This window comes from Pseudomonas nicosulfuronedens (assembly GCF_005877905.1).
Classification (GTDB): domain Bacteria; phylum Pseudomonadota; class Gammaproteobacteria; order Pseudomonadales; family Pseudomonadaceae; genus Pseudomonas; species Pseudomonas nicosulfuronedens.
Window position 1 is genome coordinate 1 of the sequence record NZ_SWDV01000046.1, and the last position, 14721, is coordinate 14721.

Below are 14721 nucleotides of genomic sequence, written 5' to 3' on the forward strand. Positions count from 1 at the left end.
ACAGAAAATAGAGCATCTCCACAAAGCCCATGGAAAGACTCTGACCAGCACTCAACTCATTCAAAAAACAGAATTGAAAACAAGAACAACTTACACTTTCAAAAGTTTGTTTACGCAGCTATTCATGAGCCGACTATCGAGTCAACTTATCTGGAAACTGAAAGACTCTGCGACAGCCAGACGCCCGGAAGACGTCGCGCCGATCACCTCCTCACCACCTCGAGTGATCCTCAGCCCCCGCTTTGCCGCCCCTGCAAGGCCGCAACGAACGCCGCCAGCGGCATTGGCCGGTCGAACAGGTACCCCTGCAGCACCTCGACACCACGCAGGGCGAGATAGGCCCGCTGCTCTTCGGTTTCCACGCCCTCGGCGATGATCATCAGATCCAGCTTGCCGCAAAGCTCGACGATGCTGTCAAGGACGTGGGAGGACAGTGCGTCCACGCCGATCATCGCCACGAAGCTCTTGTCGATCTTCAGTGCATCCACCTTGAAGCGATGCAGGTAGGCCAGGCTCGAGTTGCCGGTGCCGAAGTCATCGATGGCCAGCTTGACGCCCAGCCCATGGAGGTTGTCGAAAAGCTCGTCGGTCACCTCACTGGAGACGATCAGCTCACGCTCGGTCAGTTCCAGGGTGAGCTCGGGACAATGGGGCAGGAAGCGCGCCTGGAAGCCCCGGCAATCGTCGAACAGTCCCGACTCCGTACAGTGCCGCGCACTGATGTTGAAGCTCAGGTGGAAGCCCTGGCCCAGCAGTTGCCCATGCGGCGACAGCCCGTCAGCAACCTGATGCATCAGTTCGCGGGTCATCGCCACGATCAGCCCGGACCGCTCCGCCATGGGGATGAACAGGTCGGGGCCGACCATACCTTCGCGTGGGTGCACCCAGCGCATCAGCACTTCTGCACCGACCCAGCGGCCGTCGCGGGCATCCACCAGCGGTTGCAGGTAGGGTACGAATTCGCCGGCCAGCAGGGCCCGCTCCAGCTCCAGGCTCGGCGTGGCCGAGCGCCCCCAGAGCCAGAAACAGACGAATCCGGAAATCCCGCCCAGCATGAACATCAGTATCACCAGGGGCAGCGAGTCCTCGTGGATGTGCCGCCACTGCGCACCCGCAGGAAAACCGCCGATCACCGAATAGGGGAATCGCTCCGAGTGCTGGATGACCCGCCCCAACGGCAGGGGGGCTGGCGATCCGTCGTAAACGCCGCCTGCCTCGTCCATCCATTGCCCGCCAACCTGCAATTGCAGGTCGCTACGTTGGTCAACCAGCTGCAGGGTATTGCTCAGGTAACGCCCGTCCACGGTCGCAAGGGCCGCATGAGGCCCTTCGGCTCGGCGCAGGATCAGCAGGGCATAGTGCGGCGTCACCCGGTTGCCGGCCATCATTCGCAACGCACCGTCCACATAAAGGCTGGGATCGATGCGCTCATCGAACTCACCGAAAAGCGAGGTGCAATAGATGTCGTCGTCGCGGGTCAGGTTGAGCGAGCGGACGAACGGTACAACAGCGACCTGCTCCCTGAGCACCTGGGTGGCGTCGTCGCAAGCCTCATTGTCATGCAGCAACGCGACCCGCGCCGCCCCCGTGGCGTTGCTGAGCATCACGTCGAAAAGGCGCACCGCCTCGTTCGAGGCGGTGCGGGCTTCCGCAGACAAGGTGCGCAAGGTCTGCCAGTAGATGATGACGCTGCCCAGCAACAGCGGCAGCAGCGCCATGGAGAGGGAGAAGACCAGGCGAGGCAGCAGCCGGCGCCGGGTGTAGTTGCGAAGCGGCATCCTTGTTCCTTGCTCGACGGCGCCGCGACCTGCGACGCATTGCCACTCCCCCACCGGCAGTGGCGTGGATTGAGCTTAGAACAGCCTCCGCCGCCGGGCGCTGCGCGGTGGAATCCGTATAATCCCCGCCCCACCCATCCTGATCGCCACAGAAGACGCTCATGCCCAAGCCGCAGCAGCTCCAGCCCGTGGGAGACTTCCCGCCCGCCACGCTCCTCCGTCGCTTTGCCGCGATGTTCTACGACTTCCTGCTCTGCGTGGCCCTGCTGATGGTCGTGACGCTGGTCTACCAGCAAGGCTTCCTGCGCCTGATCTATGGCAGCGAGAAGCTCCGGATGCTGGCCGACCAGGGCGCGCTGACCGGCGACCCGCTGTTGTCCAGCCTGCTGTTCATCAGCGTGTTCGCCTTCTTCGCGAAGTTCTGGACCCACAGCGGCCAGACCCTGGGCATGCAGGTCTGGGGCGTTCGCGTGCAGAACGCCAACGGCACGCGCATCAGCCTGATGCAGGCACTGCTGCGCTTCGTCATCGCCATCGCCTCCTGGGGCTGCGCCGGCCTGGGCTTCCTCTGGATGCTCTGGGACAAGGACAAACGCACCTGGCAGGACCGCTACTCGGAAAGCGTGGTGATCCAGATCCCCAAAGCGGTGCGCAAGGCAACGCAGGGCCGGGGCTGAACCCGGACAATAAAAAAGCCGGCGATTGCCGGCTTTTTTGTGAGCGCGGGTTCTGCCCCGCGATCAGCCTCAGCCTGCCCTTTTCAACAGCAGCGTGCCGAGGAAGGCGCAGATCGCCGCCGGCACCAGCACCGCCAGCAACGGCGGGAAGTTGAACACCTGGCTGGACGGGCCGAGCAGGTCCTGGGCGATGCGGAAGGTAAAGCCCACCAGCACGCCGGTAAACACGCGCTGGCCCAGGGTCACGCTGCGCAGAGGACCGAAGATGAACGAGATTGCCATCAGCACCAGGGCAGCGGTCACCAGCGGCTGCAGGATCTTGGTCCAGAACGCCAGCCAGTAGCGGTTGGAACTCAGGCCCTGATCCTGCAGGTAATGGATGTAGCTCCACAGGCCAGTAATCGACAGCGCTTCCGGCTCCATCACCACGGTGTTGAGCAGTTGCGGGCTGAGCTGGATGTTCCAGGTCTCGCTCGGGTTGCTCACGACTTCACTGCGCTTTTCCGCGGCGTGCAGCACCGAGGTGGTCACGTCCTGAAGCTGCCACTGGTTGTTTTCGAAGACCGCCTGGCGGGCGAAGCTCGCGCTCAGCAGGCGACGGTTGTCGTCGAAGTTGTAGCGGGTCACGCCCAGCAGCACGCCATCCGGACGCACCACGTTGATGTGGATGAACTCGTGCCCCTGGCGGTGCCACAGGCCCGACTTCGAGCTTTGCGAGCCGTTGCCGCTCTGGGCCAGGGCGCGACCGCTCTGGGCAGCGGTTTCGGTGTAGGGAATCACGTACTCGCCCACCAGGATGCCGGCGAACATCAGCACCAGCATCGGCTTCATCACCGCCCAGACGATGCGCTGCAGCGACACGCCAGCGGCGCGCATGATGGTCAGCTCGCTGTTGCTGGCCAGGGTGCCCAGGCCCACCAGGCAGCCGATCAGTGCGGCCATGGGAAGCATGTCGTAGCCACGGCTCGGCGCGGTCAGCAGGACGAACTTGAGCGCCTCTCCAAGGGTGTAGGTCTCGTTGATCTGACCCAATTGGTCGACAAAGGCGAACAGCTCGGCCAGCCCGAGGATCACTCCGAGTACCGCGAGAATGGAAACGAAGACGGTGGTGCCGATGTAACGATCCAGCTTACGCATGCTTCAGCACTCCGCCCGACTTCGCTCGCTTGGCGGCCAGCTTCAGACGCAGCGGCTCCCAGTACAACAACAACAGGCCAATGGCCAGGAATATCCCGTGGATCCACCACAGCCCCAGGGCCATGGGGATCTTGCCCTTGTCGAGCATGCCGCGCCCGGCGATCAGCAGGGCCAGATAGGCCATGTACAGCAGCACGGCCGGCAGCAACTTGAGGAAGCGACCCTGGCGCGGGTTGACGCGCGACAGCGGCACCGCCAGCACGGTCACCACGAAGACCAGCAGCGGGATGGACAGACGCCACTGCAGCTCGGATTGCATGCGCGGGTCATCGCTGCCCAGCAGCTGGGAGGTGGGGATGGCGTCGCGGTCATCGATCTCGCTGCTCACTTCCGGCTTGGGCAGCAAGGCGGCGTAGGTGTCGTACTTGATCTCGCGGTAATCGGCCTGGCCGGGCGTGCCGTCGTAGCGATAGCCGTCCTTGAGAATCAGGTAGCGGCTGCCGTCAGCATGGATTTCCTGCACGCCGGTTGTGCCGACAAGCACCGAAGTGCCGCCGTCCTTGCCATTGCGCGGGCGGTTCTTGTCCGAAATGAACACGCCACCCAGTTCGGTGCGCTCGTTGGCCAGGGTCTCGGTATAGGTTACCCGCGTACCATCACGCATCGACTGGAAGCGCCCTGGCGCCAGGGTGTCGAACTCGGTCATCGCATCCTGCTTGTTCAGCAGCAGCTGCATCTGGGTGATGCCCTGAGGCGCCAGCCACAGGCTCAGCCAGGCCACCAGCAGGGCGATGAACAGCGCCGGCGCCAGAGTGATGGCCAGCAGGCGCTGCTGGCTCATGCCCGTGGCGGTGAGCACGGTCATCTCGCTGTCCAGATAGAGGCGGCCATAGGCCAGCAGAATGCCGAGGAACAGCCCCAGCGGCAGAATCAGCTGCAGGAAGCCCGGCAGGCGCACACCCATGATCATGAACAGCGAACCCGGATCGAGCAGGCCTTGGGCCGCTTGCGCCAAGTACTTGATGAAACGGCCGCTCATGATGATGACCAGCAGCACGGCGCTCACCGCGCTCATGGTGATCAGCACTTCACGGGACAGGTAACGGAAGACAATCAAACCGGACACTCCAGGGTTGTCACGCTCAGGCGGCTACGCTCAAACTAGCCGCCGTGAAGCATTGCCGGGTGCGCGCGGACGCGACCCAGCGCAAATAGCCGGCATTATCCTGCGATTCGCCAGGCCTGTCACTGCGCAGTCCATCTTCATTCGCAGACCCTTCTGCTCTTTGTCCCGGGGACACTCAGCCATGGAATTCCTTGTAAAAAGCGTACGTCCGGAAACTCTCAAGACCGCCACCCTGGTCATCGCCGTGGGCGAAGGCCGCAAGCTTGGCGCCACCGCCAAGGCCGTCGACGAAGCCACCGGCGGAGCCATCGCCAACCTGCTCAAGCGCGGCGACCTGGCAGGCAAGGTGGGCCAGACTCTACTGCTGCAGGATTTACCCAACCTTAAGGCCGAGCGCGTCCTGCTGGTCGGCGCCGGCAAAGAGCGCGAACTCTCCGACCGCGCCTACCGCAAACTGGTTTCCGCCGTCTTGGGTAATTTGAAGAGCCTGGGCGGCGCCGACGCCGTCCTGGCCCTGGGCGACCTGGCCGTGAAAGGCCGCAATGCCCACGGCAAGGCCCGCCTGCAGGTGGAAACCCTGGCCGACGGCACCTACGTCTTCGACCGCTTCAAGAGCCAGAAGGCCGAAGCGCTGAAGCTGAAGAAAATCACCCTGCTGGCCGACAAGGGCGATGCCGCCGCCGTCGAGCAAGGCGCCAAGGAAGCCCAGGCCATCGCCAACGGCATGGCCCTGACCCGCGACCTGGGCAACCTGCCGCCAAACCTCTGCCACCCGACCTTCCTCGGCGAGCAGGCCAAGGCGCTGGGCAAGGAATACAAGAGCCTGAAAGTCGAAGTCCTCGACGAGAAGAAACTGCGCGAGCTGGGCATGGGTTCCTTCCTCGCCGTCGCCCAGGGCAGCGACCAGCCGCCGCGCCTGATCGTGCTGCAATACAACGGTGCGAAGAAGAAGGACGAGGCCCCGCACGTCCTGGTCGGCAAGGGCATCACCTTCGACACCGGCGGCATCAGCCTCAAGCCTGGCCTGGGCATGGACGAGATGAAGTTCGACATGTGCGGCGCCGCCTCCGTGTTCGGCACCTTCCGCGCCGTGCTCGAGCTGCAACTGCCGATCAACCTCGTGGGCGTCATGGCCTGTGCCGAGAACATGCCCAGCGGTGGCGCCACCCGTCCGGGCGACATCGTTACCACCATGAGCGGCCAGACCGTCGAGATCCTCAACACCGACGCCGAAGGCCGCCTGGTGCTGTGCGACGCGCTGACCTACGTCGAGCGCTTCAAGCCGCAGTCGGTGGTGGACATTGCCACCCTCACCGGTGCCTGCATCGTCGCCCTGGGCTCCAACACATCGGGCCTGATGGGCAACAACGACACACTGGTCAAGCAACTGCTCAAGGCCGGCGAAGTCGCCGACGACCGCGCCTGGCAACTGCCGCTGTTCGACGAGTACCAGGAGCAGCTCGACAGCCCCTTCGCCGACATCGCCAACATCGGTGGCCCGAAAGCCGGCACCATCACCGCCGGCTGCTTCCTGTCGCGCTTCGCGAAGAAGTTCCACTGGGCGCACCTGGATATCGCCGGCACCGCCTGGATCAGCGGCGGCAAGGACAAGGGCGCCACCGGCCGCCCAGTTCCGCTGCTGACCCAGTACCTGCTGGACCGCGCCAAGTAATGGCACAGTGCAACCTGCCGAAGGGATCGAACGCATGACCCGGGTCGACTTCTACGTCATCCCCAGCGCCGATCCCGACGCACGCCTGACCATCGCCTGCCGCCTGGCCGAAAAGGCCTGGCGGCAAGGCATGCGCATCTTCGTGCTGTGCAGCGACGAGGCCCAGCGCGATGCGCTGGACGCTCGGCTGTGGAACTTCCGGGGCGAAACCTTCATCCCACACAATGCGGTGGAGGAAGACGCCGACTCACCGATCGTGCTCGCTCTCGGCGAGCCGCCGGAAAGCCACCGGGACCTGCTGATCAACCTGACCCTGGCCATCCCCGCCTTCGTCGACCGCTTCAACCGGGTCGCCGAACTGGTGATCGAGGAGCCGGCGATTCGTCAGGCGGCACGGGAGAATTTCCGTCGCTACCGCGAGCAGGGCTATCCTTTGCAGGACCATCGCCTGCCGCGCCCTTGAGAGCGTCTCAACCAAGACACCATGGACAACCACAAGCCTCCGCACGACCCCGACCACCTGCTGGAAGACCTGAAGAAGATCCAGGACCTGCTGGACGAGTCGGGGGCCGAGCCGCCCCTGCTGACCGAATCCTTCGAGCCGGACAACATCCCGCTGCTCTCCGACGTCGTCACGCCCGCTCCACAAGCGCCGGAGCTTGCAGCTGTCCAGCCCAGCGCGTCGCAAACCTCACCCGCAGCCAACGAGCTGAACCGCCTGGACCTGGAGCTGCGCGCCGCGGCCCAGCTGATCCTGCAGGATGTCCTCGACGACTTCGCCCCGCAGATCGAGGCTGAACTGCAGCGCCGCCTGGAAGCGCGGATGCAACGCCTGCTGGCCCAGCGCAAACCCTGACCCCCGCACCCTTCCGTTTTCTGCAGGAGCGACCTCGCGAATCATCGCTACTGCGCGCTTGCAGAAGAGCGTTCGCGAGCAAGCTCGCTCCTACAGTTCCCCGTCGGGCGCATGGCCATCCGCGCCGGTGGCCTGAGCGCCCTGCCTCCCGCTATACTCAGCGGTTTTCCGTCTAGCCTTATCAGGGTCCCGCCGCGCTCATGGACAAGACCTACCAGCCCCACGCCATCGAATCCCACTGGTACCCCCTCTGGGAGAAAGAGAACTACTTCGCCCCGCAAGGTTCCGGCGAGCCGTACACCATCATGATCCCGCCGCCGAACGTCACCGGCAGCCTGCACATGGGGCACGGCTTCAACAACGCCATCATGGATGCGCTGATCCGCTACCGCCGCATGCAGGGCCGCAACACCCTGTGGCAGCCGGGCACCGACCACGCTGGCATCGCCACCCAGATGGTGGTAGAGCGCCAGCTGGCCGCGCAGGGCATCGCCCGTCATGACCTGGGCCGCGAGAAGTTCCTGGAGAAGGTCTGGGAATGGAAGGATCAGTCCGGCGGCACCATCACCCGCCAGATTCGCCGCCTGGGTTCCTCCGTGGACTGGTCGCGCGAGCGCTTCACCATGGACGACGGCCTGTCCAACGCCGTGAAGGAAGCCTTCGTGCGCCTGCACGAGGACGGCCTGATCTACCGCGGCAAGCGCCTGGTCAACTGGGACACCAAGTTCCACACCGCCATTTCCGACCTCGAAGTGGAGAACCACGACGAGAAGGGCCACCTGTGGCACCTGCGCTACCCGCTGGCCGACGGCAACAAGACCGCCGACGGCAAGGACCACCTGGTTGTCGCCACTACCCGCCCGGAAACCGTGCTGGGTGACAGCGCCGTTGCCGTTCACCCGGAAGACGAGCGCTACGCCGCACTGATCGGCACCTTCATCGACCTGCCGCTGGTGGGCCGGCGCATCCCGATCATCGCCGACGACTACGTCGACCGCGAATTCGGCACCGGCTGCGTGAAGATCACCCCGGCCCACGACTTCAACGACTATGAAGTCGGCAAGCGCCACGACCTGCCGCTGATCAACATCTTCGACAAGGACGCCGCCGTCCTCGCCGTCGCCCAGGTGTTCAAGCTCGACGGCAGCGTCAACCCCGACCTCGACGCCAGCCTGCCGGCCGCCTACGCCGGCCTCGACCGCTTCGTCGCACGCAAGCAGATCGTTGCCGACTTCGAGGCCGCCGGCCTGCTCGAGAAGATCGACGACCACGCGCTGAAAGTGCCCAAGGGCGACCGCTCCGGCACCGTCATCGAGCCGTGGCTGACCGACCAGTGGTACGTCTCCACCAAGCCGCTGGCGGAACCTGCCATCGCCGCCGTGGAAGATGGCCGCATCCAGTTCGTGCCCAAGCAGTACGAGAACATGTACTTCAGCTGGATGCGCGACATCCAGGACTGGTGCATCAGCCGTCAGCTGTGGTGGGGCCACCGCATCCCGGCCTGGTACGACGACGCCGGCAACGTCTACGTCGGTCGCAACGAAGCCGAAGTACGTGCCAAGCACAACCTGGGCGACGCCAACCTGCGCCAGGACGAAGACGTCCTCGACACCTGGTTCAGCTCGGGCCTGTGGACCTTCTCCACCCTCGGCTGGCCGGAACAGACCGACTACCTGAAGACCTTCCACCCCACCGACGTGCTGGTGACCGGCTTCGACATCATCTTCTTCTGGGTTGCGCGCATGATCATGCTGACCATGCACCTGATCAAGAATGGCGATGGCAGCGCGCAGATCCCGTTCAAGACCGTCTACGTCCACGGTCTGGTGCGCGATGGCCAGGGCCAGAAGATGTCCAAGTCCAAGGGCAACGTGCTTGACCCGCTGGATATCGTCGACGGCATCACCCTCGACGAACTGCTGGAGAAACGCACCAGCGGCATGATGCAGCCCAAGCTCGCCGAGAAGATCGCCAAGCAGACCAAGGCCGAGTTCCCCGAGGGCATCGCCAGCTACGGCACCGACGCCCTGCGCTTCACCTTCTGCTCGCTGGCCTCCACCGGTCGTGACATCAAGTTCGACATGGGCCGCGTCGAGGGTTACCGCAACTTCTGCAACAAGCTGTGGAACGCCGCCAACTTCGTCATCGAGAACACCGATGGCAAGGACACCGGCGTGAATGGCGAGCCGGTCGAGCTGTCCTCGGTGGACCGCTGGATCATCTCCGCCCTGCAGCGCACCGAGATCGAAGTCGCCCGCCAACTGGACGCCTTCCGCTTCGACCTGGCCACCCAGGCCCTCTACGAGTTCATCTGGGACGAGTACTGCGCCTGGTACCTGGAGCTGGTCAAGCCGGTGCTGTGGGACGAGAACGCGCCGATCGAGCGTCAGCGCGGCACCCGTCGCACCCTGGCGCGCGTGCTGGAAACGGCCCTGCGCCTGGCGCACCCGTTCATGCCGTTCATCACCGAAGAAATCTGGCAGCGCATCAAGGGCGCGGCTGCGAAGTCCGGCGACACCCTGATGCTGCAACCCTGGCCGATCGCCGACGAGGCGAAGATCGACGCCGCCGCCGAAGGCGACATCGAGTGGGTCAAGGCCCTGATGCTGGGCATCCGCCAGATCCGTGGCGAGATGAACATCTCCATGGCCAAGCGCATCGACCTGGTGCTGAACAACGCCTCCCCCGAAGACCACCGCCGCCTGGCCGACAACGAGCCGCTGCTGATGAAGCTGGCCAAGCTCGAGACCATCCGCGTGCTGGACGAAGGCGAAGAGCCGCCGATGTCCGCCACCGCGCTGGTCGGCGACCTGCAGGTGCTGGTGCCGATGGCCGGCCTGATCGACAAGGCTGCCGAGATGGCGCGCCTGGACAAGGAAATCCAGCGCCTGGAAGGCGAAGTCAAACGCGTGGGCGGCAAGCTGTCCAACGAAGGCTTCGTCGCCAAGGCTCCGCCGGAAGTGATCGAGAAGGAACGTGCCAAGCTGGCCGAAGCCGAGCAGGCCGTGACCAACCTGATCCAGCAGCGCGAGAAGATCGCCAGCCTGTAAGTGCCACCGAAAGGCCCGCCCCGTGCGGGCCTTTTGCTTTTCTCAGGGACCGGGAATGACGATCTCGCTGCGCTTCGAATCCATCCTTAACGCGGATGCCGACCTGGCCTGGCGCTGGATCACTGACGTACGTTGCCTGCGCAACGAAATGCGCCCCCTTCTGTGGATGAGCATCCCGCGCAGTATCAACAACCTCGAAGACCTGCAGATCGAGCCCGGCAAGCCACTGTTCACCAGTTGGCTCTGGCTGTTGGGCTTGATCCCCCTGGGCACTTCACGCCTTACCCTGCGCGAGCTGCGCAGCGGCGAAGGTTTCGTCGAGGAGTCGCCGATGACTGGCATGCGCCTGTGGCGCCACGAGCGCACCCTGGAACCTTGCGCCCAGGGCACGCGAGTGGTCGACCAACTCACCGTCGAGCCCGTCTTCGGCGCGGCGGTGGTGAAGCTGTTCCTGCGCCTCTTCTTCGCCAGCCGACACCGCGCCTTGCGGCGCCGAGCAGCACGCCTGCCTTAATGTTCTTGTAGGAGCGAGCTTGCTCGCGAACCATACAATCCCTGAGCAAGAGCATTCGCGAGCAAGCTCGCTCCTACAGGCTTCCTCAATACACCGCCCCCACCGGATACACATAGGCATTCACGTCATAGAACGGCGTGCGCTGGTAGAACCACTGCAAGCGTGCCTGGGCGTCCTTGGCGAACGCCTTGTCATCTTTCAGCTTCTTCTCGAACTCGGCTTTGAGCTTCGGGTCCTCGGCGAGCATCTTGCGCGCCATCGGATCCATCACGTACTCCTCCGGCTCCTCGGCCACCACCAGGGTCGAGTTGAAGAAGCCCCAGGACCAGAACGAGTCGGGGCTTTCCGCCGTCAGCAGGTTGACCGCCAGTACGCCCAGCGGCTGGTCGGTGTCGATCACCACCGAACCCGCCGGGTAGGTCTGCAGGCGCTGGAACGGCTTGCCCACGCCGCTGACCAGCAAGTGCCCCTCATAGCCGGGAATCTCGTTGCTGGCGGCGCGGTCCGGCTCGAAACCGCCGGCCAGCTTGATGTCGTCCATGCGCTGCAGGGTCACCTCGATGGGCGTGGCCTTGTCCAGGGTCTTCATCTGGATGCCATGGGACTTCAGACGCGCGATCACCTCGCTCCACTGCACCGGCACCACATACTGTTTCGGCCGCTTCACTACCAAATCCGGCACCGAGTTATCGCTGATCGGTACATCGAGTTGCTTGGGCTTGTTGCTCCAGACGATGGTCTTCTTCCCGGTAATCGGCGACTCCTCGTAGCGATAATCCCCCACGGTGAACGGCGTGTGCTGCTCGTTGCCGGGCTTCCAGGTGAGGATCACCTCCCTCTGCGCGGCCAGGCGTTCACGGTCCTTGGCAATGGCCTGCCTGAGTGACTCGGCGTTGTCGCCGATCACCTGGAACATCGCCTTGAGCATCACGTAGTTGCCCAGCACCTGGGTTTCGTAGGGATGCAGCGCGTGCTGTTCGATGAGGATCGAGGGCACGTTGCGGATGTCCCCGTACTGATTCGAGAAGCGCGCCAGGTCCGTTCGATAGGGGTAATAGCCCTTGGTCGGGTCCTGGTTGTCGTTGAAGCTGATGCACTCGTGGACCACATGCCCGTCGCCCTCCAGCTCCTTGTACACCGGCGGCCGCATGACCTTGTCCATCCACTCGCTGGAGGCCGGCGACCAGCCATTGCCGTTGTGGCAGTAGGAGCTGTCGTAGGGGTACATGGCGCCGTCGGTGGAGTGGGTATCGACGAAGAAGCTCAGGTCGTACTGGTTGAACACCGAGGCGACGTTGCGGATTTCGGCGCTGTCGAGCTTGGTGAAGTCGCGGTTGAGGTTGTAGTTCAGGCCGTTGACCCGCCAGCCGGTGACCTCCGGGCCGTTCTGGTTGATCCGCCCATAGGGACTGCGGCGCAGGTCGCCGTCGATGTTCACGGTCGGGATGAAGACGATGTTGATCTTGTCCAGCAACCCCGCCAGCGGCTTGTCGCCGGTAGTCATGTCACGCAGCAGCATGAACATCGCGTCCTTGCCGTTGGCTTCGCCGGGGTGAATTTCCGCCTCGACGAAGATCGTCGGCTTACCTGACTTGTTCAGCCCGGCCGCCGATTTGTCCGCCTCGCGGCTGGCGGTCACCAGCAGCATCGGCTCGCCGGTGGCGCTGTTTTCCGGAAGGTCGCTCAGGGTAATGACACCACCCGAGGCATCGGCCAGCTTCTGCAGCCAGGCGCGGGTCTGGTGGTAATCGGAGGTCTGCTTGAAGCCGCTGGACTCGGCCAGGGTGATCAGCGGGTTGTCGGCCTTGGCGAGGTACTTCGTGCTGGCGAGCTTCTGCTCGAACATCGCCGGGAGGATTCGGGTCTTGGCGGCGGTGCTGTAGCCGCTGTCATCGACATACCCCGGCGCCGAAGGCAGGGCGGCGTACAGGGGCAGGCTGGTAGTGGCAAAGAGGCCGGCGAGCAGCGCTCGGGACGAGAGGGGGTACATGGGAGGGTCTCCTTCAGCAACAGAACGTCCTGCGGGCACGGGGCGCCCGTGCATCAACCATAGTCAACCCTGGGAAAACGCCAGCGCGGTTCGTCGTCGCGGCCGCTCTGGGAGGGCCTGTGCATTCCCTGAGGGAATGACCTTGCGAAGAATGCTCGCTTGGATCACCCGGGCAGTTCGCCGAAGATCAGCGCACCCCTGCCCATCCAGGAAGCCGATTCCCATGTCCGACCTCCCCGCCCGCAATGGCGGCCAGATTCTCGTCGATGCCCTGCTGCACCACACGGTGGATACCGTCTACTGCATCCCCGGCGAAAGCTACCTGCCGGTGCTCGACGCCCTTCACGACGCCAGCAGCATCCAGACCATCGTCACCCGCCACGAAGGCGCTGCCTCGAACATGGCCGATGCCTACGGCAAACTCACCGGTCGCCCGGGCATCTGCTTCGTCACCCGCGGGCCGGGCGCGACTCATGCGGCCAACGGCGTGCACACGGCGATGCAGGACTCCACGCCGATGATCCTGTTCATCGGCCAGGTGGAAAGCGCGTTCAAGGGCCGCGAAGCCTTCCAGGAAGTGGACTACCGGCAGATGTTCGGCGGCCTGGCCAAGTGGGCCACCGAGATCGACGACATCAACCGGATTCCCGAGATCGTCGCCCGCGCCTTCCGCGTCGCCCAGTCCGGACGTCCCGGCCCAGTGGTGATCGGGCTGCCGGAGGAAGTGCTGTTCGGCTCCGCGCAGGTCGCAGACATGAAGCCGACACCAATCACCCGAGCAGCGCCAAGCGCCGACTCGCTGGCCGAACTGCGTGAGCGCCTGAGCCAGGCCCGTCGCCCGTTGCTGATCGTCGGCGGCACCGGCTGGACACTGGAGGCTTGCGCGCAGGTTCGCGCCTTCGCCCGCGCCAACCATCTGCCGCTGGTGACTTCGTTCCGCCGCCAGGACCTGATCGACAACCGCGACGAGCAGTACGCCGGCCAGCTCGGCTTCGGCGCCTCGCCCAAGCTCACCGCGCGGGTGCAGGAAGCCGACCTGCTGCTGGTGCTCGGCTCGCGCCTGAGCGAAACGCCTAGCGCCGGCTACAGCATCATCCAGAGCCCGCGCCCGCTGCAGGGCATGATCCACGTGTACCCTGACGCCAGCGAACTGGGCCGCGTCTACCAGGCGGACCAGAGCATCCAGGCCGGCATGCCGGAGATCGCCGCCGCCCTCGCCGGCCTCGCGCCACTCTCCGGAACGCCCTGGGCCGAATGGACCGCCGCTGCCCGCGCCGATTACCTCAGCTACATCACTCCGCCGCAAAACACGGAACCGCCACAGGGCGTGGATCTCACTCAGGTCGTCCAGTACCTGAACGAGGCGCTACCGGACGACGCCGTGGTCAGTAACGGCGCCGGCAACTACGCCGTCTGGGTGCACCGCTTCTACCGCTATCGCTCGCCGCGCAGCCAGCTCGCCCCCACCAACGGCGCCATGGGCTACGGCTTCCCCGCCGCCATTGCCGCCAAGCTGCACGACCCACAGCGTAGTGTGGTGTGCTTCGCCGGCGACGGCTGCTTCATGATGTATCCGCAGGAACTGGCCACTGCCGTGCAGTACGGCGCGGCACTGACCATCATCGTGGTCAACAACGGCCTGCTCGGCACCATCCGCATGCACCAGGAGCGCGAATACCCCGGCCGTATCAGCGGGACCGAGCTGCGCAACCCCGACTTCGTCGCCCTGGCCCAGGCCTTCGGTGCCCATGCCGAGCGGGTCGAGCGCACCGAGGACTTCGCCGCCGCGTTCGAGCGCGCCCAGGCCAGCGGCAAACCGTCCCTGATCGAGCTGCGCACCGACCCGAAGCAGATCACTCCGGTCGCCCGACTGCCGTGACCAGGCGCGCGAGGCTTCGCTAAGCTGCATCGGATCAACGCA

The 14721-nt window shown here is 64.7% G+C and carries 11 protein-coding genes; 7 read left to right on the top strand and 4 right to left on the bottom strand.

What is annotated here, in order from left to right; translation table 11 throughout:
* Positions 1-230 precede the first annotated feature (230 nt).
* On the bottom strand, positions 231-1778 hold the full coding sequence (locus tag FAS41_RS26750) for an EAL domain-containing protein (protein ID WP_138526371.1): 1548 nt from the start codon (positions 1776-1778) through the stop codon (positions 231-233).
* A 161-nt stretch (positions 1779-1939) separates the two neighbouring features.
* Here FAS41_RS26750 and FAS41_RS26755 point away from each other — a divergent pair, with 161 nt between their 5' ends.
* Entirely contained in the window at positions 1940-2455 is a 516-nt protein-coding gene (locus tag FAS41_RS26755) for an RDD family protein (RefSeq protein ID WP_138526372.1), read from the top strand.
* A gap of 69 nt (positions 2456-2524) precedes the next feature.
* Here the strand turns inward: FAS41_RS26755 and lptG are convergent, their stop codons facing one another.
* Together lptG and lptF are read right to left on the bottom strand one after the other, a co-directional pair.
* Positions 2525-3592 carry an LPS export ABC transporter permease LptG gene (gene lptG, locus FAS41_RS26760; RefSeq protein ID WP_138526373.1) on the bottom strand — a complete coding sequence of 356 codons (1068 nt, stop codon included), beginning with the start codon at positions 3590-3592 and terminating at the stop codon, positions 2525-2527.
* Entirely contained in the window at positions 3585-4709 is a 1125-nt protein-coding gene (lptF, locus tag FAS41_RS26765) for an LPS export ABC transporter permease LptF (RefSeq protein ID WP_138526374.1), read from the bottom strand. The genes lptG and lptF overlap by 8 nt, the downstream gene beginning before the upstream one ends.
* 190 nt (positions 4710-4899) lie before the next feature.
* Between lptF and FAS41_RS26770 the strand changes: the two genes are divergently transcribed.
* From FAS41_RS26770 to FAS41_RS26790, 5 genes are all read left to right on the top strand, one after another.
* Positions 4900-6390: a leucyl aminopeptidase gene (locus FAS41_RS26770; protein WP_138526375.1), complete on the top strand. Its 1491-nt coding sequence runs from the start codon at positions 4900-4902 to the stop codon at positions 6388-6390.
* Positions 6391-6424: 34 nt separating this feature from the next.
* A complete protein-coding gene (locus tag FAS41_RS26775) occupies positions 6425-6853 on the top strand; it encodes a DNA polymerase III subunit chi (protein WP_024762886.1) in 429 nt (142 codons plus the stop codon).
* Between the two features lie 21 nt (positions 6854-6874).
* Entirely contained in the window at positions 6875-7246 is a 372-nt protein-coding gene (locus FAS41_RS26780; protein WP_138526376.1) for a DNA polymerase III subunit chi, read from the top strand.
* Between the two features lie 200 nt (positions 7247-7446).
* The gene (locus tag FAS41_RS26785; protein ID WP_138526377.1) at positions 7447-10296 is read left to right on the top strand and encodes a valine--tRNA ligase; all 2850 of its coding nucleotides are present in this window, start codon (positions 7447-7449) and stop codon (positions 10294-10296) included.
* A gap of 55 nt (positions 10297-10351) precedes the next feature.
* Positions 10352-10810, top strand: coding sequence for an SRPBCC family protein (locus tag FAS41_RS26790; RefSeq protein WP_138526378.1), 459 nt, complete (start codon positions 10352-10354; stop codon positions 10808-10810).
* An 85-nt stretch (positions 10811-10895) separates the two neighbouring features.
* On the opposite strand, the gene FAS41_RS26795 is transcribed toward FAS41_RS26790, so the two are convergent.
* Positions 10896-12800 (bottom strand): M14 family metallopeptidase, encoded by a 1905-nt coding sequence (locus FAS41_RS26795; protein ID WP_138526379.1) that lies wholly within the window; start codon positions 12798-12800, stop codon positions 10896-10898.
* Between the two features lie 223 nt (positions 12801-13023).
* Between FAS41_RS26795 and FAS41_RS26800 the strand changes: the two genes are divergently transcribed.
* Complete coding sequence (locus FAS41_RS26800; RefSeq protein WP_138526380.1) at positions 13024-14679, top strand: thiamine pyrophosphate-binding protein; 1656 nt, start codon at positions 13024-13026, stop codon at positions 14677-14679.
* Positions 14680-14721: the final 42 nt, after the last annotated feature.